This is a genomic window from Pseudomonas sp. GW822-FHT02E03 (genome assembly GCF_058802325.1).
The window spans coordinates 102,414-128,771 of sequence record NZ_JBXAOA010000003.1 but is presented as its reverse complement, the minus strand read 5'-3'; the positions used below and the strand labels follow the sequence as shown (position 1 = coordinate 128,771).

19 protein-coding genes and 1 pseudogene are annotated in these 26,358 nt (G+C 57.1%); 6 read left to right on the top strand and 14 right to left on the bottom strand.

From position 1 onward, the window contains the following. Positions 1-183 precede the first annotated feature (183 nt). The 11 genes from AC1RQB_RS03650 to AC1RQB_RS03600 all read right to left on the bottom strand — a co-directional run bounded on the left by AC1RQB_RS03650 (position 184) and on the right by AC1RQB_RS03600 (position 13,590). Positions 184-915, bottom strand: coding sequence for a hypothetical protein (locus AC1RQB_RS03650; protein WP_008069964.1), 732 nt, complete (start codon positions 913-915; stop codon positions 184-186). Positions 916-1,383: 468 nt separating this feature from the next. Then, entirely contained in the window at positions 1,384-2,322 is a 939-nt protein-coding gene (locus tag AC1RQB_RS03645) for a carbohydrate kinase family protein (protein WP_063343631.1), read from the bottom strand. A gap of 13 nt (positions 2,323-2,335) precedes the next feature. After that, positions 2,336-3,832 carry a xylulokinase gene (gene xylB / locus AC1RQB_RS03640; RefSeq protein WP_063343632.1) on the bottom strand — a complete coding sequence of 499 codons (1,497 nt, stop codon included), beginning with the start codon at positions 3,830-3,832 and terminating at the stop codon, positions 2,336-2,338. Between the two features lie 126 nt (positions 3,833-3,958). Further along, positions 3,959-5,434 (bottom strand): mannitol dehydrogenase family protein, encoded by a 1,476-nt coding sequence (locus AC1RQB_RS03635; RefSeq protein ID WP_063343633.1) that lies wholly within the window; start codon positions 5,432-5,434, stop codon positions 3,959-3,961. A gap of 14 nt (positions 5,435-5,448) precedes the next feature. Beyond that, positions 5,449-6,552 carry an ABC transporter ATP-binding protein gene (locus AC1RQB_RS03630; RefSeq protein WP_030130272.1) on the bottom strand — a complete coding sequence of 368 codons (1,104 nt, stop codon included), beginning with the start codon at positions 6,550-6,552 and terminating at the stop codon, positions 5,449-5,451. A gap of 26 nt (positions 6,553-6,578) precedes the next feature. Beyond that, a complete protein-coding gene (locus tag AC1RQB_RS03625) occupies positions 6,579-7,409 on the bottom strand; it encodes a carbohydrate ABC transporter permease (RefSeq protein WP_007905617.1) in 831 nt (276 codons plus the stop codon). A gap of 10 nt (positions 7,410-7,419) precedes the next feature. Beyond that, complete coding sequence (locus tag AC1RQB_RS03620; RefSeq protein ID WP_007905615.1) at positions 7,420-8,346, bottom strand: carbohydrate ABC transporter permease; 927 nt, start codon at positions 8,344-8,346, stop codon at positions 7,420-7,422. Positions 8,347-8,482: 136 nt separating this feature from the next. Next, on the bottom strand, positions 8,483-9,805 hold the full coding sequence (locus AC1RQB_RS03615; protein WP_063343634.1) for an ABC transporter substrate-binding protein: 1,323 nt from the start codon (positions 9,803-9,805) through the stop codon (positions 8,483-8,485). Between the two features lie 338 nt (positions 9,806-10,143). Next, positions 10,144-11,049, bottom strand: coding sequence for an AraC family transcriptional regulator (locus tag AC1RQB_RS03610; RefSeq protein ID WP_063343635.1), 906 nt, complete (start codon positions 11,047-11,049; stop codon positions 10,144-10,146). A gap of 202 nt (positions 11,050-11,251) precedes the next feature. Continuing rightward, complete coding sequence (locus tag AC1RQB_RS03605) at positions 11,252-12,127, bottom strand: phosphatidylinositol-specific phospholipase C domain-containing protein (RefSeq protein WP_063343636.1); 876 nt, start codon at positions 12,125-12,127, stop codon at positions 11,252-11,254. Between the two features lie 170 nt (positions 12,128-12,297). Further along, positions 12,298-13,590 (bottom strand): glycosyltransferase, encoded by a 1,293-nt coding sequence (locus AC1RQB_RS03600; RefSeq protein WP_063343637.1) that lies wholly within the window; start codon positions 13,588-13,590, stop codon positions 12,298-12,300. 385 nt (positions 13,591-13,975) lie between these two features. Here AC1RQB_RS03600 and AC1RQB_RS03595 point away from each other — a divergent pair, with 385 nt between their 5' ends. Further along, positions 13,976-16,318, top strand: coding sequence for a hypothetical protein (locus AC1RQB_RS03595; protein WP_063343638.1), 2,343 nt, complete (start codon positions 13,976-13,978; stop codon positions 16,316-16,318). A gap of 6 nt (positions 16,319-16,324) precedes the next feature. Here the strand turns inward: AC1RQB_RS03595 and AC1RQB_RS03590 are convergent, their stop codons facing one another. Next, positions 16,325-16,693 (bottom strand): response regulator, encoded by a 369-nt coding sequence (locus AC1RQB_RS03590; RefSeq protein ID WP_063343639.1) that lies wholly within the window; start codon positions 16,691-16,693, stop codon positions 16,325-16,327. A 260-nt stretch (positions 16,694-16,953) separates the two neighbouring features. On the opposite strand from AC1RQB_RS03590, the gene AC1RQB_RS03585 reads away from it, so the two are divergent. From AC1RQB_RS03585 to AC1RQB_RS03565, 5 genes and pseudogenes are all read left to right on the top strand, one after another. Then, on the top strand, positions 16,954-20,445 hold the full coding sequence (locus tag AC1RQB_RS03585) for a response regulator (protein WP_063343640.1): 3,492 nt from the start codon (positions 16,954-16,956) through the stop codon (positions 20,443-20,445). Beyond that, positions 20,445-21,260, top strand: a complete 816-nt coding sequence (locus tag AC1RQB_RS03580; protein ID WP_008069942.1) for a CheR family methyltransferase — start codon at positions 20,445-20,447, stop codon at positions 21,258-21,260. The genes AC1RQB_RS03585 and AC1RQB_RS03580 overlap by 1 nt, the downstream gene beginning before the upstream one ends. After that, positions 21,257-21,343 (top strand): annotated as a pseudogene (locus AC1RQB_RS03575) (chemotaxis protein CheB); the annotation flags it as partial. The gene AC1RQB_RS03580 and the pseudogene AC1RQB_RS03575, both read left to right, overlap by 4 nt. Beyond that, positions 21,337-22,551: a hybrid sensor histidine kinase/response regulator gene (locus AC1RQB_RS03570; protein ID WP_063343641.1), complete on the top strand. Its 1,215-nt coding sequence runs from the start codon at positions 21,337-21,339 to the stop codon at positions 22,549-22,551. The pseudogene AC1RQB_RS03575 and the gene AC1RQB_RS03570, both read left to right, overlap by 7 nt. 44 nt (positions 22,552-22,595) lie before the next feature. Then, positions 22,596-22,973: a response regulator gene (locus tag AC1RQB_RS03565; RefSeq protein ID WP_008069938.1), complete on the top strand. Its 378-nt coding sequence runs from the start codon at positions 22,596-22,598 to the stop codon at positions 22,971-22,973. A 133-nt stretch (positions 22,974-23,106) separates the two neighbouring features. Here AC1RQB_RS03565 and AC1RQB_RS03560 read toward each other — a convergent pair whose 3' ends face one another. Both AC1RQB_RS03560 and AC1RQB_RS03555 read right to left on the bottom strand, forming a co-directional pair. Further along, positions 23,107-24,768: an ATP-binding protein gene (locus tag AC1RQB_RS03560; protein ID WP_219734775.1), complete on the bottom strand. Its 1,662-nt coding sequence runs from the start codon at positions 24,766-24,768 to the stop codon at positions 23,107-23,109. Between the two features lie 5 nt (positions 24,769-24,773). Further along, positions 24,774-26,276 (bottom strand): ATPase domain-containing protein, encoded by a 1,503-nt coding sequence (locus AC1RQB_RS03555; protein WP_008069933.1) that lies wholly within the window; start codon positions 26,274-26,276, stop codon positions 24,774-24,776. Positions 26,277-26,358 lie beyond the last annotated feature (82 nt).

Genomic DNA, 26,358 nt, shown 5'->3' with positions numbered 1-26,358 from the left:
TTAAAGTGCCATGTTCAAGGTTGAAATGCCGTAGGCCCGGGGCCTGACGGGTATCGGGCTTTCCCCTATAGCCGAGGTTTTGCGCAATGAATACAGGCATTTTTTGAGGCGATTGGGGCCGTCACACCAAATAAAAGAAGGCCCCACAGGGTGGAGCCTTCCTTTATTACTCAGCCAGCAAATTCAAAGCGATTGCAAGGATATGGTCGCGCTCTGAGAATCTTGCGGGCTGTCAGCATCCATCCACACCCATTGCGTACCGTCGCCTTGCAGATTATTGGTGATGCTCTGAATCTGCGAGTAAACGATCTTGACGTTCCCAGCCGCACTGGCAGTAGGCCCAATGTTGGTCACCTGATTGGCAAGGAGGCCGTTTGAAGTCTCATTGACAACAAAGACGGTCGCTTGCGCCTCACGGAACTGGCAGGAGAGGAACTGTGAAATGGTGCTGGTGATCGTCAGGTTCATCCACTTCGATGGGGGTACCGCATAGTAACGGGCATACTTGTTGAACGGATGCTGCTCACCATCGGCTTGCAGCGGATAATTGCTCAGTCCCGATGTATTGGTCGGCATACTGACACTTCCCAACCAGATTTCGACCTGGGATTTACCGGCGTTGCTAGGCAGTGAAACCGACACGGTTTGAGTATCGGTACCCGAGACAAAACCCAACGATGCCAGGCCTGCATTGGCCGTGGTGCCAGGAACTGTGATCGGTACGGGTGGCTGGCTATTGCTCCAGTTCACGGAGACAGTCGAATTGGTATCATTTTGAGCGGAGTTGTAGATAAAGATGCCATAAAGCTGGCCGGGGCTAAGCGCGGTACAGGTGGCTGTATCTCCTGCGGTGAGCGTAATGCGTTGTCCGCCGTTCCAGTTTATTTGGGCAGCTGAGATAGCGACACTTTCCATGTTGGAGTTCCTTTTCCTGTTGTGGGGTATAAGGATGGCCGCACAGCAATTTCCTTACCTGCGCTGTGCGTGGAAAGGATATTAGTTGAAGGCATGTAGCGGTCAAGTAACGGGCTGGTTATTTTTATTGAGCGCACATTATCTTCAGTGGCCGCTGGATTGTTTTGTTGGTGATTATCTATTTATTAATATGATTCAATAAGATAAGAATCAGCTATGTATCCGACGATGGTGCTGCTTGGAGAAATAGGAGTTGATTTTTGGAATAGCTAAAATCAGGAAGCGCTATAACTGGGTACATAATTTTAGAATCTATAAAACTGTCAATATCCGCTCGTCTTTTATTTGGATTGAAGACTCGGTACATATTTACAATCGAAATAAAAATATATCAAAACAATATTTAATCTCTACCGGCAGGTCCTGAAATCAGCACCTGCGGTAGTGAGAAGGCATGAGGTCCGGATTTCAGCTCAACTGCCGCCGATACGGCAAATCCGGTCCGGTCTTGCTGCAGGTCAACGCTGCGGCGCTCACCGCAAACCTGAGCATCGCGTCAATTTGCTCACGGCTCAGCTGTTGCAACCCTTCAACCGAATCCAGCTGCTGCTCGGTCAACCAGGTAATCAGCGCCGCCTGGAAGGTATCCCCGGCACCCACAGTGTCCGCAATCTTCACTGAACAGGCCGGTACCGACCACGTGCCGTGGGCACGGCTGAACACCGTTGCGCCTTCGCCGCCTCGGGTGAGGAACACCAACTGGCAGCGATGCTCCAGCCAGCCTTCGATGACGCGCTGAGGATCCTGCTCGGGGTACAACAGGCTCAAGTCTTCGTCGCTGACCTTGATCAGATCCGCCAGCTCCACCAGCTTGGCAATCCGCGAGCGCCACAATTCGATGTTCGGCTCGGGATTCAGGCGCACGTTCGGGTCGAGGCTGATCAGGCGTTTGCCGCTTTCCCGTTGCACCAATGCCAATAACGTATCGGCAATCGGTTGTACCACCAGCGAAAACGAGCCGACGTGCAAACCGCGCACTTCAGGCCCTAGCTCTGGCAGGTGCGCCAGGCTCAACTGCCGATCGGCGCAGCCTTCGCCACGAAAGCTGTAGTGGGGCGAGCCATTGGCACCGACCGCGACCATCGCCAAGGTGGTCGGTGCGGCAAAGTCCACGAGGTAGTCCGGGCGCACACCTTCATCCTGCAACACTTGCTGCAAACGTCGGCCGAGGTAATCGGTCGATAGGCCGCCAAACAGCGCGGCGTCCACGCCCAAGCGGCGCAAACCTACGGCCACATTGAACGGCGAGCCGCCGGCAATTGCCTTGAAATTCACTTTGGATGCCAAGCCGCTGGCATCGTCTTCGCTGAAGAAATCGAACAGCGCTTCGCCACATACCAGATACATAGTTTCTCGCTCTTTAGAGGGTTGCGACATGCTGTCGATAGCGTTCATAGGCCTGCTGACAGGCCGCCACATTTTCTGCAATCGGTAAGGTTTCACTGGCCAGATCGAGCTTTACGCAACGCTCGCACAAGGCCGCCAGGCTGTCTTCCTGACCGTTTGCCCAGGACTTGCACCACGCCGCCTGAATCGCTGCGCCGAGGGCCGCGGCTTCACTTTGCTCGGTACAAATCACTGGCGTATTCATGATGTCAGCGACGATCTGTCGCCACACCGGGCTCTTCGAGCCGCCGCCGATCAGGCAGATGCGCAGGCTTTGTAAGCCATTCTGGCGCAGGAGGTCCAGCCCGTAACGCAAACCGAAGGTAGTGCCTTCTACCACGGCGCGGCACAGGTTGGCCCGGGTCAGGTTGGTCATGGTCAGCCCCAGCAGACTGCCGCCGGCATGAGGCAGGGCAGGGACGCGTTCGCCATTGAGGAACGGCAGCATGCACACGCCGCCGGCACCGATCGGCGCTTGCGCGACCAAGGCGTTGAACGCTTCGATATCCAATTCGAACAACTCGCGAATCGCGCCGGTCGCGTTGGTCAGGTTCATCGTGCAGATCAGCGGCAGCCATCCACCGCTGGAGGAACAGAACGTCGCGACCGAGGCGTCCGGGCTGACGTTCGCTTGCTCGGCATAGGCGTAGACCGTGCCCGAGGAACCAAGGCTCATGGTGATCGCGCCAGGCTTTATATTGCCGGTGCCGATCGCGCCCATCATGTTGTCGCCGCCGCCGCTGGAGACCAGCGCGTGTGGGTTGATGCCCAGATGTTCGGCGATACTCGGCAGGATTGTGCCGACCGGTTGATGGGCGTCGATCAGCTCCGGGAGCGCGGCTTGCAGGCGCCCGGTGGGGTCGATGTCGCGCAGCAGTTGCAAGTCCCATTGGCGGGTGCGCACGTTGAAATACCCGGTACCCGAGGCATCACCGTACTCGCTGCAACTGCGGCCGGTGAGCCAATAGTTGAGGTAGTCATGGGGCAGCAAAATGCGGGCGATCCGGGCGAACACTTGCGGATGTTGTTCTTTGGTCCAGAGCAGTTTGGACACGGTGTAGCCCGGCGCGATGACGACGCCGAGGCGTTCCAGGGAGCCTTTTTCGCCGCCCAGATGGGCGAGCAAGCGGTCGTTTTCCAGCGTGGACTCGGTGTCGCACCAGAGCTTGGCCGGGCGCAGCGCCTGGCCGCGATCGTCGAGCAGTACCAGGCCATGCTGCTGGCCGGAAACACCGATGCCGAGGATGGCCTGACCGTCTACATTTGCGGCGAGCAACGCGCGACGAGTGGCCTGGGTGAAGGCTTCCAGCCATTGGGCAGTGTCTTGCTCACGACGACCATTGGCGCCGCTGATGAGGCTGTGGGCCGCGGCGCCCTGACCGAGCACCTGGCCGCTTTGCGCGTCGAGGATGACGGCTTTGGTGCCTTGGGTGCCGCAGTCGATACCGAGGAATAGTTGTTGGTTTGCCATGGAAACACCCTACCGAAGATCGTTCCCACGCTCTGCGTGGGAATGCCTCAATGGACGCTCTGCGTCCGCTTCTGGATGGGACGCGGAGCGTCCCGGGCTGCATTCCCACGCAGAGCGTGGGAACGATCAGGCGGCGAGCACTCTTTCGAGGGTCCGCGTCACTCCAACCTCCCTCAAGCTGTTACAGCACCACTCGAACGCAGCGACAAACTCCGGAGAGCGCGGTATCGCCGTCCCAAAGATTTCCTCCACTTCCAACAACCGCTGCGTGATCAACACATCATCGGCCACCAGTGCCTGACAGAACGCCGCCCGTGGATCCGGAATTGCATAGGTCTGGCCATTCTCATCCACACCTTTGAGGTACAGCGCCCACGCCGCGACCACCAGCGCCGCACGCTTGGTCTCCTGCCCGTCGGCAATCAAGCAATTGATCGTCGGCACAGTGAACTTCGGAAACTTCGACGAGCCATCCGAACATACCCGCTCCAGCTGATCGGCAATCGCCTGGTTGGAGAAGCGCGCCACCAGGGTGTTTTTGTACTCGGTCAGGTCGATCCCCGGCACCGGCGCCAGTTGCGGCGTCACGTCCAGGTCCATGTAGGCGCGCATGTAGCGCACGAACAGCGGGTCGTTCATGGTTTCGTGAACGAAGCGGTAACCCTTCAAAAAGCCCAGATAGGTCAAGGCCAGATGGCTGCCGTTGAGCAGTTTGATCTTCATCTCTTCGTAAGGCGTGACGTCATCGGTGAACTGCACGCCGACCTTTTCCCAGGCCGGGCGACCGTTGACGAATTTGTCTTCCAGCACCCATTGCACAAACGGTTCGCAGACCACCGGCCAAGCGTCGTCGATGCTGTGTTTGTCGTGCAGTTGCAGACGATGCTCGGTGCTGGTCATCGGCGTGATGCGGTCGACCATCGCGTTAGGGAAACTGACATGGCGCTCGATCCAGTCGCGCAGATCGGCATCGCGCAGGGCGGCGAATGCGAGCAGGGCTTTACGGGTCACCGCGCCGTTGTGCGGCAGGTTATCGCAAGACATCAGCGTGAACGCGGGCGTGCCGGCTGCACGACGTTTGGCCAGTGCGGCGCAGAGGAAACCGAATACAGTCTTTGGCGCGTTCGGGTGAGCCAGGTCATGCTGGATCTGCGGCAGGTGCGCCATGAACTCGCCGTTGCTGTCGTCGATGCAATAGCCGCCTTCGGTGATGGTCAGCGAGACGATGCGGATGTCTGGATCGGCGAGTTTGTCGATCAGCACTTCGGGGCTGTCTTCGGCCAGCAACATGTCGCGGATGGCACCGATGACCCGGACCTCGGCGTCGTCGGCGTCACCGAGTTCGAACAGGGTAAACAGATAATCCTGCTCTTTGAGATCGTCCCGGGCGCGGCGGTCTTCGGCGCGCAGGCCGACCCCGCAGATGGCCCAGTCCAGCGCTTCGCCGGTATTCATCAAGGCATCGGTGTAATACGCCTGATGCGCGCGGTGGAAGCCGCCAACGCCAATGTGCGCGATGCCTTGGCGGGTATCGCTCAGGGTGTAGGCGGGCAAGGCCACCTCGGGGGCGAGGCGGTTGAGGTTCTGTTTGTTCAGTTTCATCGCATGCTCTCGGATCAGGCTGCGGCGCGCAGTGGACGGGTCAGCGCCACGCCGTCGGCATCGAATAAATGGCAGTGTTCGGCATCCAGGTGCAGGCTCAGGGTTTCGCCATAACGACTGGCCAGATCGCCGCGAACGCGCATGGTCAGCGCTTCGCCGGATGACGTCAGGACGTGGCAGAAAGTGTCGCTGCCCAAGCGTTCGCTGACGTCGGCAGTGACTTGCAGGGTGCAGTCGCCGGGTTGCGCCAGTTCAAGATGTTCCGGACGAATCCCTAAAGTCACCGCACCGCCGACACTCAGATTCGCCCCGCTCAGCGGCAGGGTAATGCGGGTGCCGGCGTCTAACAGCACTTCGCAGCTTTGGCCGTTAACGCGGGTGACTTTGCCCTTGAGGAAGCCCATTTTCGGCGTGCCGAGGAAGCCTGCGACAAACAGGTTGGCCGGCTGGTGATACAGGTCCAGTGGCGAACCGACTTGCTCGATCTTGCCACCATTGAGGACGACGACTTTGTCGGCCATGGTCATCGCTTCGACCTGGTCGTGGGTCACGTAGATCATCGTGGCTTGCAGTTCTTTGTGCAGGCGCAACAGTTCCAGGCGCATCTGCACCCGCAGGGCGGCGTCGAGGTTGGACAGCGGTTCATCGAACAAGAAAATTTTCGGGTTGCGCACGATCGCCCGCCCGATGGCCACGCGTTGACGCTGACCACCGGACAGTTGCTTGGGCTTGCGCTCCAGCATCGGCCCGAGTTCAAGGATGCGCGCCGCTTCGCCGACTTTTTTCTCGACTTCGGCTTTCGCTACACCGGCCAGGTCCAGCGCGAACGACATGTTTTTGCGCACGCTCATGTGTGGGTACAAGGCGTAGGTCTGGAACACCATCGCCAGGTCGCGCTTGGCCGGGCTGACTTCGGTGATGTCGCGACCATCCAGTTCGATGGTGCCGCCGCTGACTTCTTCAAGGCCGGCGATCAGCCGCAGCAGGGTGGATTTGCCACAGCCCGACGGGCCGACGAACACCACGAATTCCTTGTCATTCACTTCCAGGTCAATGCCTTTGATGATGGAAAAACCTTCGAAGCCTTTTTGCAGATTTTTGATTTTCAGGTTGGCCATGATGATGGGCCTCCACATGTTGTTATTCATTTCACGGCGCCGAACGACAGGCCGCGGACCAATTGTTTCTGGCTGATCCAGCCGAAGATCAGGATCGGCGCACAGGCCAGGGTCGACACCGCCGATAACTTGGCCCAGAACAGACCTTCGGGGCTTGAGTACGAGGCGATCAACGCGGTCAGTGGCGCGGCCTGGGACGAGGTCAGGTTCAGCGACCAGAACGCCTCGTTCCAGCACAGGATCAGCGACAGCAGAACCGTGGAAGCCAGGCCGCCCTTGGCGATCGGCAGCAACACCCGGACCATTTCCTGCCACAGCGTTGCGCCGTCCAGGCGTGCGGCTTCGAGGATGTCCTTGGGGATGTCTTTGAAGTAGGTGTAAATCATCCAGACCACGATCGGCAGGTTGATCAGCGTGTAAATCACGATCAGCGCGATGCGCGTGTCCAGCAGGCCGAAACTCTTGGCCAGCAGGTAGATCGGCATCAGCACGCCCACTGGCGGCAGCATTTTGGTCGAGAGCATCCACAACAGCGTGCCTTTGGTGCGCTGGGTTTCGTAGAACGCCATGGAGTAGGCCGCCGGCACCGCGATCAGCAGGCACAGGGCCGTGGCGCTGAAGGAAATCACTACCGAGTTCCAGGCGAAGCTGAAGTAGTCGCTGCGCTCGTTGATGTGCAGGTAGTTCTCCAGCGTCGGCGTAAAGATGAACTGTGGCGGCGTGGCGAACGCATCGATTTCGGTTTTGAAACTGGTCAGCACCATCCAGAAGATCGGGAAGAAGATCAGGATCGCGATGGCCCAGGCCAGAGTGCCGAGCAGCAGGCTTTGCAGGCGGCGGGATTGTTGAAGAGTCATGGCGCAGGCCTCAGGCTTTGTCTGTCAGGTTTTTGCCGATCATTCGCACCAGCACGATGGCCGCAACGTTGGCAATCAACACCGCGATCAAACCACCGGCGGACGCCATGCCGACGTCGAACTGCACCAGCGCCTGGTTGTAGATCAGGTAGGCGAGGTTGGTCGAGGCGTAGCCGGGGCCACCGTTGGTGGTGGTGAAGATTTCGGCGAACACCGACAGCAGGAAGATGGTTTCGATCATCACCACCACCGCAATCGGCCGGGCCAGGTGGGGCAGGGTCAGGTGCCAGAAGATCGCGACCGGACCGGCACCGTCCAGGCGTGCGGCTTCTTTCTGTTCCTGATCGAGGGACTGCATGGCAGTCATCAGGATCAGGATCGCGAAGGGCAGCCATTGCCAGGACACAATGATGATGATCGACAGCAGCGGGTAGTGCGCCAGCCAGTCCACCGGTTGCGCGCCGAACAGTTTCCAGATGTAGGCGAGAATCCCCGACACCGGATGGAAGATCAGGTTCTTCCAGATCAGCGCACCGACGGTGGGCATGATGAAGAACGGTGAAATCAACATCACCCGCACGATGCCGCGACCGAGAAACTCACTGGCCTCCAGCAACGCGCTGATCAATACACCGAACACCACGCTGATCAGCAACACGCTGCCCACCAGCAACAGGGTGTTGGTGGCGCCGGGCAGGAACCCTGAGTCACTCAAAAAGTAGCTGAAGTTTTCCAGCCCCACGAACTGGTTTTCACCGGGGTAGAGCAGGTTGTAGCGGATCATTGAAAAATAGACGGTCATGCCCAGCGGCACGATCATCCACAGCAGCAACAGCGCCACCGAGGGGCTGACCAGAAACCAGCCGGGGTTGGTCAACCGGCTTTTACGCACCGGTTGGGCAATGTCCATGTGAGCTTTGACAGTTGAAATATTCATGGCGTTAAAACCGATTAAGAACAGACAAATGAAGATCCAATGCGGGAGCGGGCTTGCTCGCGAAAGCGGTGTATTAATCGCTGAAGATGCATCGGATGTACCGGCCTCTTCGCGAGCAAGCCCGCTCCCACAGTTGTTATTGCGCGGTTACTTTGGGATAACCGGCGCGCTTCATCTCACGTTCGGTGGTTGACTGGGCGGCGGTCAAAGCCTGGTCGACCGTGGTCTGGCCGATCAGCGCTGCCGAGAACAGCTTGCCGACCTGGGTGCCCACGGCCTGGAATTCTGGAATGGTCACCAGCTGGATGCCGATGTAGGGCACGGGCTTGAGGGAGGGTTTACTCGGGTCCGCAGCCTTCAGCGATTCCAGCGTCACCTTGGCGAACGGCGCGGCATTCATATAAGCCTCGGTGTAGGTCGAGGCGCGAGTGCCTGGTGGCACGTTGGCGATGCCGTCTTTTTCCGCGACCAGCGCACCGTATTCCTTGGAGGTGGCCCAGGCGCTGAAGGTTTTCGCCGCGTCCTTGGCCTTGGAACTGGTCGGAATGGCCAGCGCCCAGGAATACAACCAGGCCGACCCTTTGTCGGTGGTTTCATGCGGTGCGTAGGTGAAGCCGACGTGATCGCTGACCTTGCTTTGGGTCTTGTCGGTGACGAACGAGCCGGCGACGCTGGCATCGACCCAGATCGCACACTTGCCGCTGTTGAACAGCGCCAGGTTTTCGTTGAAACCGTTGCTGGAAGCGCCCGGCGGGCCGGATTTCTTCATGGTGTCGACGTAGAAATTCAGCGCGTTTTTCCATTCGGGGCCGATGAATTCCGGTTTCCACTGCTCATCGAACCAGCGTGCGCCGTAGGCGTTGGCCACGGTAGTGATCAGCGCCATGTTCTCGCCCCAGCCGGCCTTGCCACGCAGGCAGATGCCGTACTGCTCTTTATCCTTGTTGGTGAGTTTGCTGGCGAATTCGCTGATCTGGGTCCAGGTCGGGCGTTCGGGCATGGTCAGCCCGGCGTCCTTGAACAGGTCGGTGCGGTAATAGGTGATGGAGCTTTCCGCGTAGAACGGCAGGGCATAGAGCGTGCCCTTGACCGAAAGGCCTTCACGCACCGAAGGGAACACGTCGTCTAGGGCATAGCTGGCCGGCAAGTCTTTCATCGGTTCCAGCCAACCCTTGGCGCCCCAGAGTGCGGCTTCGTACATGCCGATGGTCAACACATCGAACTGCCCGCCTTGTGTAGCGATGTCGGTGGTCAGGCGTTGGCGCAGGACGTTTTCTTCGAGCACCACCCAATTGAGCTTGATCTCCGGATGCTCGGCCTCGAAGGTTTTCGAGAGTTTTTGCATGCGGATCATGTCGCTGTTGTTGACGGTGGCAATGGTCAGGGTCTGGGCGCCGAGGCTGACGCTACTGAGGGTCATGCAGGTGAGAGCAAGCAGAGCTTTTACAGAAGGTTGCATCGTGCACTCCTTTTCTGCACCCGGCGGGTACAGAAGGACAGTTATTGTTTTTGTGTCTTCCTGGGCAGGAAGAATGTGCACTGATTACAGCCTTCAATTGATGGGGTGACAAATCATCCATCGCACTGTGACCGATACTTTTTTGCACTGGGCTTTGGGGCGGGAGGTGCGTGGTACGGTTTATTAGCCGTTAGCGCCGTTGGAATCTGTACAGGTTTTTAGCTTGAATACAAAACCTTGTGGGAGCGGGCTTGCCCGCGAAGAGGCCGTCAGATCCACCATATATATCGGCTGACAGTCTGCTATCGCGGGCAAGCCCGCTCCCACAGGGGTAGGTATTAACCCAGGTTTTGCTCAGTCAAGCGCTGCACCGCCAACCGCCGGTAGTGCGACGGCGTCATGCCCTTGAGCTGTTGAAAGCGCCGGTTGAAGTTGGAAATATTATTGAAGCCCGATTCGAAACACACATCGGTCACCGTTTTGTCGCCATCGGCCAGCAGCTCACAGGATTTGCTGATGCGCAGGCGATTGACGAATTCGATGAAGCAGCGCCCGGTGGCCTGTTTGAACACTCGGCTGAAGTAGGTCGGCTTCAGGCCCAGGTGCTCGGCGACTTCTTCCAGCGGCAGCTCCCGGGCGTAGTGGGCAAAGATGTAATCCACCGCCCGGTTGGTGCGGTCGATGTTGTGTTCATCGGCCAATTGCGGCGTCGTGGCACCGGACAGCAACTGATAGTCATCGGACGCCGCCAGCAACTCCAGCAGAATGAAAAAATGCCCGAGCCGGGTCATGCCCTTGGTATCAGCGATGCGCTGCATCAAGGTCATGGCCTGGCGGATCGTGCGCTTGCAGCGAAACTCGATGCCGTACTGCGCGCGCTCCAGCAAGGGTGCAAGCGTCTTGAGCTCGGCGAACACCTGATGGCCGCTTTCGAACAGTTCGTCAGTGAAATTGACCAGCATGTCGCGCTTGGGCACCACTTCATCTTCAGCCACTTGGCTGATCCAGTTGTGGGGCAGATTGGGGCCGGTCAGGAACAGCGTTTCCGGGTAGAAGTTACCGATGTAGTCACCGATGAACACCTTGCCGGAGCTGGCGACGATCAGGTGCAGTTCGTATTCCTTGTGGAAATGCCAGCGCACCAAAGGGCAGGGGAAGCCGTGCTGACGATAGATGATGGACAACCCGTTATGGTCGTCCATCAATTCGTAGGAAGGATCGGTAACTCTGGCTGGTCGGCTCATGTCAGGGCACTTTTATTGTTATCGCCTGTTGATCATGCCTCTTTCCAGGCTCTCTGCGCCAGCGAGGCGGCGAAGGGCCACGTCCGGATTGTCAGGCTGTCAGAACGACTAGTTAAGAAACCAGCATAGGTGTGCTCGGCAGTATTGCCAGCGATAGAAATATCTCCACAAATATGGTGGCTGACGGCGCGTCGGGGTGGGGCTATTTGATTTTGTTGTTCGCTTTTATCAAGCTCGCGGCTCGGCAATAAGAAACTATTTTTGAATCTTCAATGAAATCGACATTGATTATGTTGCATTGGGTAGCCCAATCGCGTTTGGCGAGATCGAACCACCAATTGAGATGTCCTTTGATGTTGACAGGACCACCGAGAGCACTGTAACTCGTTGCGGAAAGCGACCATGGCGCCCATGTGCCTGGCGGGCTTTTCACAACTTCGATGATGTGTTTTTCCAGTTCAGCGACACTCGTTGTACTGATGCCCGCCCATTTATGCTCGATTTTTTTGCAAAACCAGGTTCGATCAAGCTCCCAGTACCCTTCGGCAGCGACCAGGACTCTTTGGACGTTGCTGAGTTTCCTGAGTTGACCGAGGCTAAGGTGCAAGTTGTTGGAAGGAATCATTCTTTCGCCTAGAAATCTGAGCATCATCGCGTTAAAAAAATGATAGTCAAAGGGGTGTTGGCTGCTGCCATTAAGTTCATGGAAGTCCAGGATGATAAACTCGTCTGGGTTTTCCCGAAGAAAAAGGTCCACGTCTGTAACAAGGCTCCCCAAGGTACGGGAAGAGCGGTAGCCGTTGTGCTGAACACGAAATTTGCCAAGCCCCGGTTCACCGAAGATAAAATCCAATCGAATATCCAGAGCCCGCGCGCCGTTGTTCAGTTGGGCATAAAACGAGTCGTGCTGACATGCCAGCCAGTGGGCGCCAGGAATAAGTGCATAAGAGGCTTTCCAGTCGCAGCCCGCGTTGTGGGCGCCTGGCAGAGTCAATTCGCAGAGCGATAATGTATCGAGAGCCTTGGTGGCGGTCATCCAGTTATTGAGTGCGTAACTATCTAAAGTGTCATTGTTCATTAATGCATCCTTGCATCGATTAATAGAAAAAGTCACCCCTCCGAATATCCAGGTATTTGAGGGGTGGCTTGCCCGTGTTTATAACGATGAAAGTGTCACTGGCCAATCATTGGATTGATGCAAGGTATGTGGTTTGGATGTTCGTTAGTTGGAGGCTGTTGAAAGCCTGGTTATTGATTTCGGTTCTTTGCCTCGATCCACTGTGCCATATACTGAGTACTTTTATGTTGGTGGTGACGTAACATGCTGCCGGTGAAGTTATCCCTTCTGAGTTGTGTCAGGTGTTGCTGGCAATACAACAACTTCTCGATCAGCGCCGGGCCATGTACTGCCGGCTGATAGCGATCGGCTAATAACGTCTGCCCATGGGATTGGGCGCTCATCCAGAGCTCTTTGTCTTTATAAAGACGAACCGCACAATCGGCGAACTCGCGCGCGGTTCGGGTCACGGCGCCCGGCCACGGCTGTTCGCGGTGCATCGCTTCTGCGCCAATCGGAGTGGTGACATTGGGCGTGCCACACAGCATGGCATCGACAATCTTGCCTTTGATACCCGCACCAAAGCGTAACGGCGCCAGGCACACCCGCGCCGCGGACATGACTTGCAATGCATCTTCTGCCCAGTTCATCACATGAAACCCTTGGGCCGCATTGTGCAGGGCGGTGGCTTTGGGCGGCGTATAGGCGCCATAGATATGCAGTTGCGCCTCTGGCAGTTGCGCACGGATCAGCGGCCAGATCGTGGTTTTCATCCAGAGCACGGCATCCCAGTTGGGCGCGTGGCGGAAGTTACCGATACTGAGGAAATGCGCACGGTCTTCAAAGGCTGGCGATGCGGTGGCCAGCGGTTCGACCATCAACGGGCACCAGTGCAGCAGTTGTTGTGGTAACCCGAACTGCTCGACCAGCAATTCAATCTCCACTTCGGAGATCATCAGGTTCAAGTCGCAGCGATACAGCGCGGCGATCTCCCGTTTTGCCAGATCGGTATCGGCCATGAGCTCGAACTCTTCGCGCAATGCTGGGGCGAATAACTCGCTGAAATCATTGGCGTCATCACTGGCTTTCAAGCGGTCCTTGAGGCGCTGGTGCCGGGCATGTCGCAGGCTTTGCAGGTCGGAGGTCTCCAGCACGCGCAAGGCGTCGGGGCAGTGTTTCTCTACTCGCCAGCCGAACTGTTCTTCCATCATGAACTGGTCGAACAACACGATATCCGGTGCCAGCTCACTGACAAAGGTGTCGAAACTGCTGTTATTCAACTCGATCGGCACTTCGCGAATGCCCAGCTCGGTCAGATCGGCCTTGTGCTCGCCGGGACCGGCGGGACTGCTGAAAGTGATATCCCAGCCTTGCTGCAAGAACGTTTCGAGGATCTGCATCACATGCCCACTGGCCGCAGAAGAGCGGGGCTCGGGCCAGACGTAACCGATGACTAGGACTTTGGTGATGGGCGGGGGGGGCATGAAGGTGGATCCTTTGCGGCAAGCGATAGGGCGAAAAGGGCGCAATTAAACCACAGCGCTGGATAATTTTATTCCTGCGTGGAATCACAAGACGGTGTGAATTTTTCAAGCAACCAATGACAAGGGACTATTCATTATTCCTGGATAGCCCAGCGTTCACCTCTCGCCTGGCCATGCCGAGCCGCTGTCGCCGGTTGCGAGCAGTAACGTTCTTTACTGTCATTGCATGCAGGTCAAAAAATATAACTAAGGTTTTTGGTTGCGTTGTAAATATTAATAACATATCTACGGTTTGTTGTTGGGTTGGGGATGATTACGCTTGTGCCTGGCTTGCAGTAATGGAAAAGTGCAGTTCGTGCTTTGTTGCTGCTCGCAGGAATACGTTATGAAAATGGAGTTGCCTGGTATTTACGATAATGCCGAAGATCAATACTCGCTTCTATGGCTGCTGGACCCCCTAAGTGATGTGGAGGAGAAAGAGCCTGTGCCAATGGCGAAAACCAGGACATTCGAAATCAGTTCGCTCGATGAAAGCGATGTTGATGGTGTTAATGTGAAAGAGCTGAGTGATGAAATATTGCATGGCTGTTCAGTCGTCGCTGACCCCGCCAGCTTTGATCCTGCTTATTTTATTCGTGATCGCATTGATGAGGCTGTGCAAGCACTAGTGCCTGACGAAAAAAACAGGTCGCGGATAAGGCATGATTCAGAAGTGACGATTAAATATATAGAGGTTAAACAACCCAATCGCAGTGACATGCTTAAAGCCGAAAGGGATTCCGCCAACTGGAAGGAGAGAACATTTACATTGGCAGAGCTATGCACCGGCTATCATTATCGTGTGCTGAAAGACAGAGGGTATTCTGAAATACAATGGCCTTCCTACTATCCTGCCAAGCTTGTAAAGACGTTGGAGGGGGTCGACTATCAGGCTGACTTCAAAAACTATGTTTCCGAAAGCTTACAGCATCCTGCGGCGCACGCTTTTGGGCGACTGCTAAAAAAAGCCGAACTCAACAAGCTGGTCGTAGAGTTCATCAAGAGTGACGCTCGCGCAATGGAAGACAGGATGATTGCCTTTGAGTATCTCAAAGGCTTGATCCCTGCGCGCCTTCTTAACTTGCACAGCGACCCGGATCTTGAGGTCGATAACGCCGTGTTTATCGGGCGCAGCAATCTGGATCGCGGCGTGTTGTTTTTTCTGGGCGAAGACAGTGCGGCCATCGAATTTCCCGCCGGGCATGACGAGCGCGGAAGGTTTCTGGAAAACCATCCGGAACTGCAAAAGCGTCTGCTGAAGCGTGTTCCATTGAGCGCGCAACAAAAACCTTACGTCCGTGATTTCAAATATCGGGGAATGGAGTTTCTCCTGTTCGCGACGCGCCCAAACTATCGAGAGATTGTATTTCGATCCAGCACTGACATTGGCAAAGACCTTTTTGACCGGCAGATCGAGCGAGCGTTGGCGGACATCGATACATTGGTATCAACCCACGCCGAGCGTATGACCGATATTGCGTTGGAAGTCGCCGGGTATCTGCTGCAATGCATTGCGTTCGCGGTTTCGATCCCTACCGGAGGAACGGCGGCCTGGGTGTCTGCACCGATTCGTATGCTGATTCCCTTCCTGTTGGGAATTGGGGCATCGGCAACTGATCTGATCCGTTCCGAAATCTCTGATGACCCTTCCGAGGCGGAACGTTTGAGGATCAACGCAGCGATCGGCGTTTTGTCTGAACTCGCCGGCCCCATTGCGGAAAAACTTTTGGGTAAAGCGCTTTCCATCGTGGCCAAGAAAAACATCAGCCGCCGAGTGCTCGAAACACTTAAGCGCAGCAATAGACCCTCGTTGGTGCGCAGACCCGCAGGCAGCATCAGCCATCAACTGGCGAGTACTACTGGCAAAGAAATACCGGATGCAGGCAAAGGGGTGCTTGTCGCAGGCTACCTGTCAGAGTTGGCGGGCGGGCCTAATGTGGCGCAGTCCCTTGCGACGAACTCACAGGTGGTGAGACTTTCCGGGCCGGAAAAAGGTTTTGTCTATCAAGGTTTCGTGTTCCGCGGGGACATGCGCGACCCGACGGTAATCTTTGAAAAAGGGTTTACCCAACGCACGCCAATCAGGGATCTCAAACAGGTCAACGGCTTCAAAGGTGGCTATGGAGGTGCTCACGATGCGCTCGATCTTGATGGAGCCGGGATTTCTACGTCGGCTTTTTACAAGAAAGACGGCGCAGGTGCCTTTGTCTATGGTGGCCAAAAAGGCGGCTACACCTATTTCGTCGATGCTCGTCAGTTGGAAGGATTCCATTTGTATGCCAATACCGAACTAGCGTTTCGCCCAAACTCCGGGTTGAAACAACTGCCGCCTTTGGAAATCAACTATGCCGTCGATCTACCGCCGGCCTTGATTCTCGGCGCCTATGACAAGACCGGAACGTTCATTCCCAACCCCAAAGCGATCAATCGAGCGCTGATGGCGAGTGAGGTCAATCCATTGAAAGGCAGTGGTCGAGACGTGGGAAATAAATTCCGCCAGCCGCTGACTGATATCAACGGACTTGCAGGCGTCGATTTTGGTAACGAGGCGGTGGCCGAGCAGGAAGCAGTGCCGCCTGTACCAGGCACTACCCCGACGCCTGCACGACTACCGGCTAAAGTGGATGCCAATGACATCGTCGCTTTCCGAGAGCGGCAGGAGGCTAAACGCAAACGCCCGAGTGCTTGAGTCGCGTTATTGGCCAGGCGACAAAATACCCTTGACCTTGTCCCGCAACTGATCGATAGAGAATGGCTTGCCGATGAGATGCATGCCGTCTGGCACCTCGATGCTTTCGGCATAGCCGCTGGCGAACAGAATCGGCAATTCGGGACGCAGCATGCGCGCCTGCTTCGCCAGTTCCCGACCGTCCATGACCGGCAACCCTACATCCGTCATCATCAAGTCGATGTACTGGTCTTCATCATTGATGAACTCCAGCGCCGCTTCACAGCCATCAGCCGCAAGCACCTTGAATTCGAGCTCCTCCAGCACATCGACGATCAGCGTGCGCACGATGGCATCGTCTTCGACGACTAGAATGGTGGAGGCGGCTGCGGACATAGTGGGGCTCTCAAAGGTTGAATTCGTGGTTGCCGGACAATCGAAACCGCCGGGTTCTTGCGTGATTGAGTGATGAATCACGACAGGTTCCCGACGCGCTACAAAAACAATAGCCGCACAAGAGCCGCAGAGAATAACCGCTCCTTTGTCCCAGAGCAGCTAAATGCAGGTTTTTGCCGCAAAACATGTCAGAAAAATGGATGAGCCCGGACGTTTTGGGGCAGACTCGATGCTTTTCAACAGTACGACAAGGCTTCCCCATGACCTCTGCGTCCTCGGTTGATGAGCAACGATTCCGTAAACTCCTGAGCCGCAACGTCAGCCTGCCGCTGGGTGTCGGCGTCATCAGTGCGGTTTTCTTCGTTTCGCTGATCACCTACCTGCTGTCGGTGATTCAGTGGGTCCAGCACACCGACCGGGTGATCAATAATGCCAATGAGGCGATAAAGCTGACCGTCGATCTGGAAACCGGCATGCGTGGGTTCCTGCTCAGTGGCGACGAACATTTCCTCGATCCCTACGAGACGGCCAAGCCCAGAATCGCCGTCGCGCTCAATACCTTGCTCGAATTGACCGCCGACAATCCGGTCCAGACCGATCGTCTGCGCCGGCTCCAGGCCTTGCAGACAGAATGGGCCAATTACGCGCAATCGATGATCGATCTGCAGCGCGCCAGCGGTGACTACCGTGGCGTCGTCAAGGCCGGACGCGGCAAACGGCTGACCGATGAGATCCGCAAGCAGTTCGAAGACGTTATCGACCTGGAGCAGCAGTTGCGTGCCACACGTAACGAGGAAGTGCGCCGCACCACGATCTGGAGCATCGCCCTTTATCTGCTGTTCGTGGCCGCTATCAGCGGGTTGCTGGCCTACATTGGCCGTCGGGACTTGCTCAAACTGTCGCAAAGTTACAGCACCAATCTCGCCGGACAACAGGCCAGTGCCCGGCGCCTGGAACAGCAAGCCTGGTTACGTAACGGCCAGACCGAACTGGCCGAGCAAGTCCTGGGGCAGCTATCTCTCAATGTGTTGGGGCGCAACATTTTGCAGTTCTGTGCCCAATATTTAGGCACGGCTGTCGCGGCGATCTATGTCCGTGAGGATCATGGTGGCCTGAAGCGTATCGCGTCTTACGGTTTCTCCCGGGAACAGGAAGCGCTTGAACAGCTGATCTACAGTGGCGAAGGGATTGTCGGCCAGGTGGCGCAACAGGCGCGTTTGATTCGTCTGGATAACGTTCCCGGCGACTACTTCAAAGTCAGCTCCGGCCTGGGCGAAGGTTTACCGCACAGCGTGCTGGTGGTGCCGACCAGCGACGACGATCGGGTCAATGGTGTGATCGAACTGGGGTTCCTGCGCACGCTGTCGGATCGTGATGTCGAACTGCTTGAATTGATTGCCGGTAACATCGGCACCTCGATCGAGGCCGCCCGCTATCGCCAGCGCTTGCAGGAAGTGCTGGCCGAAGCCCAGCAACTCAACGAAGAGCTGCAAGTTCAGCAAGAAGAACTCAAGACCGCCAACGAGGAGCTGGAAGAGCAGTCGCGGATTCTCAAGGAGTCCCAGACTCACTTGGAAACCCAGCAGGTAGCGCTGGAGCAAACCAACGAACAACTCGCCGAGCAGGGGCAGATCCTGGCCGCGCAACGCGATGCCATGGACCTGAAGAATACCGAACTGAATCTGGCTCAAGTTGAACTCGAAGCGCGCGCCGAAGAATTGCAGCGCTCAAGCAAATACAAGTCCGAATTCCTCGCCAACATGTCCCACGAACTGCGCACGCCGCTGAACAGTTCATTGATTCTGGCCAAACTGCTGGCGGAAAACCCGCAGGAAAACCTCAGCGCCGAGCAGGTCAAGTTCGCCGAGTCGATCTATTCCGCTGGTAATGACTTGCTTAACCTGATCAACGACATTCTCGACATTTCCAAGGTCGAGGCCGGCAAGCTTGAGGTACGTCCGGAGAACACCAGTGTTGCGCGTCTGGTGGAAGGCCTGCGAGGCATGTTCCAGCCATTGGCTGCGCAAAAGAACCTGGATCTGCAGATCCAGTTGCAGGCCGATGCACCGCTGATGCTGCTCACCGATCGCCAGCGGCTGGAGCAAGTGATCAAGAACTTGCTGTCCAACGCCGTGAAGTTCACCGAGAAAGGCACTGTCAGCCTGAGCGTCGCTGCTCAACCGGGCGAGGGCATTGCCTTTATCATCCGCGATTCGGGTATCGGTATCGCGCCGGATCAGCAGGAAAGCATTTTCGAAGCCTTCCGTCAGGCCGATGGCACCATCAATCGTCGTTACGGCGGCACCGGCCTGGGTTTGTCGATTTCGCGTGATCTGGCCACCTTGTTGGGCGGCTCGATCAGTGTGACCAGTACGCCTGGGCAGGGCAGTGTGTTCACCCTGGTGCTGCCGCAGCAGTACGTCGAGCCGGACGACGGGCCTGTCGATGCGATGGAAGCCACGCCGGCTGTCATGCCCCAAAGCGCCATGGTTGCTGCGCCTGGGCCGCTGATTGCCGCCGTCGATATTCCGCGTTTCGACGATGATCGCAACAAGGCGCCATTCGCGACTCGCTGCATCCTGGTCGTGGAGGATGAGCCAAACTTTGCGCACATTCTTTACGATCTGGCCCATGAACTGGGTTACCAGTGCCTGGTGGCCCACGGTGCCGACGAAGGCTACGACCTGGCCATGCAGTTCCTCCCTGATGCGATTCTGCTGGACATGCGCCTGCCGGATCACTCCGGGCTGACGGTATTGCAGCGCCTGAAAGAACATGCCGAAACCCGGCACATCCCGGTGCACGTGATTTCGGTCGAAGACCGTGTCGAGGCGGCCATGCACATGGGCGCCATCGGTTATGCGGTCAAGCCCACCACCCGCGAGGAGCTCAAGGATGTATTTGCCCGCCTCGAAGCCAAACTGACGCAGAAGGTCAAACGGGTCTTGCTGGTTGAAGACGACGATGTGCAACGCGACAGCATCGCCCGGCTGATCGGCGACGAGGACATTGAAATCACCGCTGTCGGCCTGGCGCAGGATGCGCTGGACTTGCTGCGCACCACGATTTTCGACTGCATGATCATCGACCTGAAGCTGCCAGACATGCTCGGCAACGACTTGCTTAAACGCATGTCCACCGAGGATATCTGCTCGTTCCCGCCGGTGATCGTCTATACCGGACGTAACCTGACCCGGGACGAAGAGACCGAGCTGCGCAAGTATTCGCGTTCGATCATCATCAAGGGCGCGCGCTCGCCCGAGCGGTTGCTGGACGAAGTGACACTTTTTCTGCACAAGGTCGAATCCCGCTTGTCCCAGGAGCGTCAGACGATGCTCAAGATCGCCCGCAGCCGCGACAAGGTTTTCGAGGGCCGTAAAGTGCTGTTGGTGGACGACGATGTACGCAACATCTTCGCCCTCACCAGTGCATTGGAGCAAAAGGGGGCCGTCGTGGTCATTGGCCGCACCGGCCGTGAGGCGATCGAGAAATTGAATGAAGTCGAGGACATTGACCTGGTGCTGATGGACGTGATGATGCCGGAAATGGATGGTTTCGAAGCCACCCTCGAAATCCGCAAGGACCCGCGCTGGCGCAAGCTGCCGATCATTGCGGTGACGGCCAAGGCGATGAAGGACGATCAGGAGCGCTGCTTGCAGGCCGGTTCCAACGACTACCTGGCCAAGCCTATCGACCTGGACCGCCTGTTCTCTTTGATTCGTGTGTGGTTACCGAAGATGGAACGAATCTAGTGGAGCGCGGCACCGACATCGAATTGCGCTTATTGATCGAGGCGATCTACCTCAAGTACAGCTACGATTTTCGCGATTACTCCAGCGCGTCGATCAAACGCCGGGTCAATCACGCCTTGAGTCAGTTCGAGTGCAAAACCATCTCGGCGCTGCAAGAGAAGGTTCTGCATGATCCGAGCGCATTCATGCAACTGCTGCAATTGCTGACGATTCCGGTCAGCGAAATGTTCCGCGATCCTTCGCATTTCCTGGCGCTACGTCAGGAAGTGGTGCCACTGCTCAAGACTTATCCGTCGATCAAGGTCTGGATCGCCGGTTGCAGCACTGGTGAAGAGGTCTATTCGATGGCGATTCTGCTGCGCGAAGAAGGCCTGCTGGATCGCACCATCCTCTATGCCACCGACATCAACCCGCACTCGCTGGATAAAGCGCGGCAGGGGATTTTCTCCCTGGAGAACGTTCGGGCCTACACTCACAACTACCAGCAGGCCGGTGGTCAGCGGTCGTTCGCCGATTACTACACGGCGGCCTATGGTTATGCGATTTTCGACAAGAGCCTGTGCGACAACGTGACCTTCGCCGATCACAGCCTGGCCACCGACAGTGTGTTCTCGGAAACTCAATTAATTTCATGTCGTAATGTATTGATTTATTTCAATAAAAAGCTTCAGGGTCGTGCATTGGGCTTGTTTCACGAATCGCTGTGTCATCGGGGTTTTCTGGCACTGGGCAGTAAGGAAACCCTGGATTTCTCGGCCTATGGCAATCAATTTGAAGCATTGGTCAAACCAGAACGGATCTATCGCAAATCATGAATAGGGCAGTGCTGGATACTCATCGGCTGGATCTTCGCGGCATTGGCCGTCTGTTTGTCGAGCTGGAACGAATCGCATGTTAAGTAATGTCCTGGCCAAATTACTGATCGTCGACGACTTGCCGGAAAACCTTCTGGCGCTCGATGCATTGATCAGGCGTGAAGACCGTATCGTCTACAAAGCCCTGTCCGCCGACGAAGCCTTGTCGCTGTTGCTGCAACATGAATTCGCCATGGCCATTCTTGATGTGCAGATGCCCGGCATGAACGGCTTCGAGCTGGCCGAGTTGATGCGCGGCACGGAAAAAACCAAAAACATCCCGATTGTGTTCGTCAGCGCCGCCGGCCGCGAGCTTAATTACGCGTTCAAGGGCTATGAAAGCGGTGCGGTAGACTTCTTGCACAAACCGCTGGATGTTCATGCGGTCAAGAGCAAGGTCAATGTCTTCGTCGACCTGTATCGCCAGAGCAAAGCGATGAAGCATCAGGTCGAAGCGCTGGAGCAGAGTCGTCGGGAGCAGGAGGCGCTGCTCAAACAGTTGCAGAACACCCAGAGTGAGCTGGAGCAGGCGGTGCGCATGCGTGATGACTTCATGTCTATCGTGGCCCACGAAGTCCGTACGCCGCTCAATGGCCTGATTCTCGAAACCCAGTTGCGTAAAATGCACCTGGCCCGCAATAACGCCGCGGCATTCACGCTGGACAAGATGCACGCCATGGTCGACCGCGACGAGCGGCAGATCAAAAGCCTGATCCGCCTGATCGAAGACATGCTCGATGTGTCGCGGATCCGCACCGGCAAGCTGTCGATCCGCCCCAGTCGGTTTGACCTTGTACAACTGGTGAACAATCTTCTGCAAAACTTTGCCCCGCAGGTCGAGGCCGCAGAGTCGTCGGTGACCTTGACGGCCGAGCAGCCGGTGATGGGGCACTGGGACGAATTCCGTATCGAACAAGTGATCTCCAACTTGTTGACCAATGCGCTGCGTTATGGCGCCAAGAGCCAGATCGACGTACGCGTGTACAATCAGGACGGGCAAGCGTGGGTTGAGGTTCAGGATCGCGGTATCGGGATCAGTGAAGAGGATCAGCAGCGCATTTTTCAGCAGTTCGAACGGGTTTGCGCCAAGGCCGTTGTAGCGGGACTGGGCCTTGGGTTATTTATTTCGGAGCAAATTGTCGCCGCCCACGGTGGCTCCATCACCGTCGAGAGCCGGATTGGCGAAGGCGCCTTGTTTCGCGTTTGTCTGCCGCTGCAGGAAAACAGCCCGATTAACGCAACCTCTGAGTGACCGCACGGTCGTATCAGCAGCTATTGACCGAACAAAGGCTTTCCATGAGTGAAGATGCACAAGATGTGGTACTGATCGTCGAGGATGACCCTTCGATCTTGATGGTGCTGTCTGCTTACTTGTCGGGTGAGGGGTACCGGGTGCTGCAAGCCGAAAACGGCGAGCAGGCCTTTGAAATTCTGGCGAGCAAGCCGCATCTGGACATGATGATCACCGACTTCCGCTTACCGGGGGGAATCACTGGCGTGCAGATCGCCGAACCCGCCGTGAAGCTGCGACCGGAGCTCAAGGTCATCTTCATCAGCGGCTACCCGCAGGAAATTCGCGAGACCGACAGCCCGATCACCCGCAAAGCGCCGATCCTGGGCAAGCCGTTCGATCTGGATGTGCTGCAACAGATCATGCAGGACATGCTGTCCTGAAGGCGGCTGGCCCCCGTAGGAGCTGCCGCAGGCTGCGATCTTTTGATCTTTTGATCTTTTGATCTTTTTGCGCTTGCGCGACGGCCCAGGATCAAAAGATCGCAGCCTTCGGCAGCTCCTACACGAGAATCTCTCAGATTCTGATCATCTCCCGCACCTTCGCCGTCAACAAATCGAAGGTGAACGGCTTGGTGATCATCTGCATGCCGGGGTCAAGAAAGCCACCGCGCACGGCAGCGTGTTCGGCATACCCGGTGATGAACAATACCTTGAGATCAGGCCGATACTGCCGGCCGATTTCCGCCAGTTGCCGGCCGTTCATGCCCGGCAGCCCCACGTCGCTGATCAACAGGTCGATTCGCTGACCGGAGTCGAGAATCGGCACGGCGCTGTCGGCGTCGCACGCTTCAACAAAGGCGTAGCCCAATTCACTCAATACGGCACTGACCAGAACTCGCACGGCGGGATCGTCCTCGACGATCAGCACGGTTTCGCCGTCTCGGGCGTAAGGAGCGTGTTGGGCATCGATTTGGGTGTCCTGGACCAATTCGCCGCTGAAACGCGGCAAAAACAGACTGACCGTGGTGCCTTTTCCGACTTCACTGTGAATGCTCGCATGGCCGCCGGACTGCTTGCTGAAACCGTAAATCATCGACAACCCCAGGCCCGTGCCCTGGCCAATGGGTTTGGTCGTGAAGAAGGGATCAAAGGCTCGGTTGATGGTGCTTTGCGGCATGCCGTAACCGGTATCGGTGACGCTCAGGACGATGTAATCGCCCGGTTGCAGATTGCTGTGTGCCGCGGTGAACCCCGTATCCAGATGCTGATTGGAGGTTTTGACCAGCAGCTTTCCGCCGTCGGGCATGGCATCCCGGGCGTTGAGCACCAGGTTGAGCAGGGCGCTTTCGAGTTGGTTGGGGTCTGCCTCGGCGACCCACAGTTGCTCGTCCAGCTGCATTTCCAGGTGAATGCTCTCGTTGATGCTGCGTAGCAACAGCTCGCCCATGGACACCACAAGGGTGTTCATCTGCACCGGTTTTGAATCCAGCGACTGACGCCGAGAGAACGCTAGCAGACGATGCGTCAGGCCCGCCGCGCGGTTGGCGGAGGTCACTCCAAGATCGATCAGACTGTCCAGGTCTTCGGTGCGTCCGCGCGCCAGGCGTCGACGCAGCAGTTCCAGGCTGCCGATGATGCCGGTCAGCATGTTGTTGAAGTCGTGGGCAATGCCGCCGGTGAGTTGGCCGACCGCTTCCATTTTCTGCGACTGCCTGAGAACCTCCTCGTTGAGGCGCAGTTGTGCGGTGCGTTCCTCGACCTGTTGCTCGAGGGTTTCCAGCGTGTTTTGCAGGCGCAGTTCACTTTGGCTCAGATCAATCAACCGGTCCCTGGCTTCATACTGCCGTCGTCGCCCGCGCAACGCCGTGGTGACCAGGCTGATCAGCGTGACCGGATGGAACGGGCGCTCAAGGAAAGTCACGTTGCCCAACTGCGAACCGAGTCGCGACGCAGGGTTCTGCTCCGGGCCACCGTGGTGGGTCAGCAGCACGATCGGCAGATCCGACCACGCCGGTTGCTGTTCGATCAGACCCAGCAGCGGTTCAAGGTCGGCGCCCAATAAGGCCTCGGAAGAAATCACCAGCAGGCCGGCACCTAGCGACAGCTCATTGCACAACGCGCCCAGATCCCGGGTAATGACCCCGTCGAACCCTGCCTCGTTGAGCATCATCAGCGCGATCTGGCTGTCGCGTCCCAACGGCGCAAGAATGATCGCACGCTCGGACATTGCCTCCATGACCGTCACTGGGCATCTTCCTCAAGCAGCGGATTGCTCGCGCCCAGGTAAGTGGGCACGCCACGCAATACACCCTGGAATGCATCCAGTGGTTTACCGATGGTCATGCCCTGGCTGCTGATGCGGTATTCGCGGATGGTCGATTCGTGGCTGCCGGTACGTTTTTTGATGATCGAGATCGCTCGGCGAACCTTGCCCAGGGCTTCGAAGTAGCGCAGCAGAATGACCGTGTCGGCGAGATAGGTAATGTCGACGGGGGCCTGCATGTCACCGACCAGCCCATGTTGGGCGACGGTCATGAATGTCGCGGCGCCTTGGCGATTGAGGTACAGCAGCAACTCGTGCATGTGCAGCACCAGCGCATTTTCCTCGGGCATCGCCGCTTGATAGCCGTTGATACTGTCGATCACCACGGTTTTGATATTGCGTTCATCAACACAACGACGAACCCGGTAGGAGAACTCGCCGGGGGACAATTCGGCGGCGTCCACTTGCTCGATCAGCAGGTTGCCGGTGTCTTCCAGTGCCTTCAGGTCGATGCCGATGTTTTTCATCCGCTCGAACAGCAGCCCCAACTCTTCATCGAAAATGAACAACGCAGCCTTTTCGCCACGGGCCACTGCCGCAGCGGCGAAGATCATCGAGATCAGGGATTTGCCGGTACCGGCCGGGCCGAGGATCAGGGTGCTGGACCCCGTCTCGATACCGCCACCGAGCAGGGCATCCATTTCCGGGATGCCACTGGTCAATTGCTGGCGTATATAGCGCCCGCGATGTTCGGCCGCCACCAGGCGCGGGAAGACATGCACGCCGTCACCCATGATGGTGAAGTCATGGAAACCACCCCGGTACTTCTGGCCGCGATACTTCACCACGCGGATGCGCCGGCGTTCGGCGCCGTAGTTGGGCGTCAATTCTTCGAGACGAATCACCCCGTGGGCCACACTGTGCACGGTTTTGTCGAGGGCTTCGGTGGTCAGGTCATCCAGCAGCAACACCGTGGCCTCGTAGCGCACGAAGTAATGCTTGATGGCCAGAATCTGTCGGCGGTAGCGCAAAGAGCTTTGGGCCAACAGGCGGATTTCGGACAGGCTGTCGACCACGACACGGGTCGGTTTGACCCGTTCGACCGCCTCGAAAATCTGTTTGGTGGCTTCGCCCAGCTCCAGGTCCGAGGAATACAGCAGACTCTGCTGTTGCTCGGCATTGAGCAGGCTTTCCGGCGGCGTCAGTTCGAAGATGTGGATGTTCTCATCGAGCTCCCAGCCGTGGGACAACGCCCCTTGGCGCAGCTCGCGCTCGGTTTCCGACAGGGTGATGTACAACGAGCGCTCGCCGGCACGGGCGCCAGCCAGCAAAAAATGCAATGCGACGGTGGTTTTGCCGGTTCCGGGTTCACCCTCCAGCAAGAACACGTGGCCGCGGGACAATCCACCGGCCAGGATGTCATCCAGACCTTCAATGCCGGTGGCGGCTTTTGCACTGATCAACTCGTTAGACGTAGACAAGAAATGCCCTCTCATGACTAGGGGAAGCGAGGCAGCAGGCTGGGAGCGCCTGAATGGACTGCCTGATCACTTGACCTTTCGC

Coding starts and splice junctions, on each gene's coding strand:
- AC1RQB_RS03650 (WP_008069964.1), bottom strand. CDS start 915: ATGGAAAGTGTCGCTATCTCAGCTGCCCAAATAAACTGGAACGGCGGA.
- AC1RQB_RS03645 (WP_063343631.1), bottom strand. CDS start 2,322: ATGTATCTGGTATGTGGCGAAGCGCTGTTCGATTTCTTCAGCGAAGAC.
- xylB (WP_063343632.1), bottom strand. CDS start 3,832: ATGGCAAACCAACAACTATTCCTCGGTATCGACTGCGGCACCCAAGGC.
- AC1RQB_RS03635 (WP_063343633.1), bottom strand. CDS start 5,434: ATGAAACTGAACAAACAGAACCTCAACCGCCTCGCCCCCGAGGTGGCC.
- AC1RQB_RS03630 (WP_030130272.1), bottom strand. CDS start 6,552: ATGGCCAACCTGAAAATCAAAAATCTGCAAAAAGGCTTCGAAGGTTTT.
- AC1RQB_RS03625 (WP_007905617.1), bottom strand. CDS start 7,409: ATGACTCTTCAACAATCCCGCCGCCTGCAAAGCCTGCTGCTCGGCACT.
- AC1RQB_RS03620 (WP_007905615.1), bottom strand. CDS start 8,346: ATGAATATTTCAACTGTCAAAGCTCACATGGACATTGCCCAACCGGTG.
- AC1RQB_RS03615 (WP_063343634.1), bottom strand. CDS start 9,805: ATGCAACCTTCTGTAAAAGCTCTGCTTGCTCTCACCTGCATGACCCTC.
- AC1RQB_RS03610 (WP_063343635.1), bottom strand. CDS start 11,049: ATGAGCCGACCAGCCAGAGTTACCGATCCTTCCTACGAATTGATGGAC.
- AC1RQB_RS03605 (WP_063343636.1), bottom strand. CDS start 12,127: ATGAACAATGACACTTTAGATAGTTACGCACTCAATAACTGGATGACC.
- AC1RQB_RS03600 (WP_063343637.1), bottom strand. CDS start 13,590: ATGCCCCCCCCGCCCATCACCAAAGTCCTAGTCATCGGTTACGTCTGG.
- AC1RQB_RS03595 (WP_063343638.1), top strand. CDS start 13,976: ATGAAAATGGAGTTGCCTGGTATTTACGATAATGCCGAAGATCAATAC.
- AC1RQB_RS03590 (WP_063343639.1), bottom strand. CDS start 16,693: ATGTCCGCAGCCGCCTCCACCATTCTAGTCGTCGAAGACGATGCCATC.
- AC1RQB_RS03585 (WP_063343640.1), top strand. CDS start 16,954: ATGACCTCTGCGTCCTCGGTTGATGAGCAACGATTCCGTAAACTCCTG.
- AC1RQB_RS03570 (WP_063343641.1), top strand. CDS start 21,337: ATGTTAAGTAATGTCCTGGCCAAATTACTGATCGTCGACGACTTGCCG.
- AC1RQB_RS03565 (WP_008069938.1), top strand. CDS start 22,596: ATGAGTGAAGATGCACAAGATGTGGTACTGATCGTCGAGGATGACCCT.
- AC1RQB_RS03560 (WP_219734775.1), bottom strand. CDS start 24,768: ATGGAGGCAATGTCCGAGCGTGCGATCATTCTTGCGCCGTTGGGACGC.